Source organism: Rahnella sp. ChDrAdgB13 (assembly GCF_017655185.1).
Classification (GTDB): domain Bacteria; phylum Pseudomonadota; class Gammaproteobacteria; order Enterobacterales; family Enterobacteriaceae; genus Rahnella; species Rahnella contaminans.
The window spans coordinates 1-1,714 of sequence record NZ_JAEMGT010000105.1; the positions used below are offsets into that span (position 1 = coordinate 1).

1 protein-coding gene and 1 pseudogene are annotated in these 1,714 nt (G+C 50.4%); both read left to right on the top strand.

The window, feature by feature from the left end:
* Positions 1–149 precede the first annotated feature (149 nt).
* Entirely contained in the window at positions 150–1,160 is a 1,011-nt protein-coding gene (locus J8X26_RS22515; RefSeq protein ID WP_208952012.1) for a DUF6453 family protein, read from the top strand.
* Between the two features lie 73 nt (positions 1,161–1,233).
* Positions 1,234–1,714, top strand: a pseudogene (locus tag J8X26_RS22520) (hypothetical protein); the annotation flags it as partial.

A 1,714-nucleotide genomic window follows, 5' to 3' on the forward strand; every position in this document is an offset into this window, starting at 1 on the left:
TCTGGTACCGGCTGGAATCTCGACAAAAATACCGGGTTTACTTTCAAATCAGCTACCTCAGGGCAGGGTAGCATCACGCTGGATGGCCGCGGGTTACGTGTCTATGACAGCGCCGGTAACTGGAAAGTTAAAGTGGGGGATCTAAGCTGATGGCTTTCGGAATTGCAGTGGCTGGCGCTAAAAGTTACGACATGTCTGTCAGTCGTCCATTGACTTGGATCGGCAGCCTTTCGATTGGTGCCAGCATTGGAAATGTGAACACGTCATCAGGAGACTTTTCGGCGAAATGCCCGGCAGGATCACAGCTGGTTGCTATTCCCGATAATGTGGTTGCGATATTAAAAACATCGATATCAGCAGCCATGCAATTTAAATCACTGGCGATCAGCGTGGACAACAACGCCAGAACGGTGACAGCCTCGTTGGATTTAACCACCAACTTGCAAAGCCCAAGTTTCGCCAGCAGTTCGGCTGACCGGCCAAAGTTGGTCAATATTTACTGTGTTTACCCTGGCGAGATAAATCAGGGCGGTTTCGGTTTCGCGGTAGCAGCAGGGGGTTCTTTTCCCTACGTGGTGGATAGCAATTCCGGTTTGTTTCTCACGTACTCATACAACGGCGCTTTCACGGGAAACCTGACGTTACCTGTCGGCGCAAACTCAACGGTATTTTGTTATTGGGATGATCCAAACGTGGGTCTGATTTATGACGAAGTAAGCCGAACGCTTAAGGGGTATGTGAGTGGTAATAATCAGTCGGGGATCAATATAGCCATCAAGATTTGCGTGTTCACCATTAAAACACCGGAAGTTCCTGCCTGGGGGATTGCTGTACGGGGGATTGATGGTGGGATCAGCTTTACGAGTGCTGAAACACCAATGATGTATAGGGGGAATATCAACACCCCTTCGGCAAATGGTTCAGCGACTGCTTTTAGTACAACGGACCAGGCGCAACAACCTATGGTTCCTGTTATGAAAATTGGCGGACAACTGGCATCAACAAACTGGTTTCACCTTGGCATGGCGAGGAGCGGAACATCATTTTTCGGCAGGCCAACCAGCCTTATCAATGGCGGTGACTCCACTAACCCCAATCAGCAGGTAGTCGGTTACGCCAGTAAACCATTGCCGTTCTTATGGGCTACCGACTATTTCTAACGTCATACCTCCTCAGAATTTTGAGTCTTCATATCAACCCGCTACGGCGGTTTTTTTATGCCCGGAGAAAAGCATGTCAGCAGGCACAATTGAATTAACTAACAATTCAGCAGCAGTAGTCGGTACCGGAACGGCTTTCACCACAGATTTAAAAGTGGGAGATTTCATTGTCGTTATTGTCGGCGGTGTGACTTACACGCTTGGCGTTAAAACGATAACCTCGGCAACAGCATTAACGCTGATAACTGCCTATGGTGGCCCGACGGCTACAGGTAACGCATGGACAGCGGTACCCAATGCGACGCTGGTGGGGATTACCGCTCAAGTCGCCGCAGACGTAGCCAAAGCCATTCGCGGTTTAAATCTCGACAAAGCCAACTGGCAACAGGTTTTCAGTGGAACGGGTGCAATCACGGTGACGCTGCCCGATGGTTCCACTTATACAGGGCCAGCCTGGAATAGTATTACCACATCGTTGAGTGACAAGGCCGACAAAGTCAGCGGTGCCGTGCCCGTCGCACAAGGTGGCACCGGCGCTACTACCGCCGCAACAG

Coding starts and splice junctions, on each gene's coding strand:
- J8X26_RS22515 (WP_208952012.1), top strand. CDS start 150: ATGGCTTTCGGAATTGCAGTGGCTGGCGCTAAAAGTTACGACATGTCT.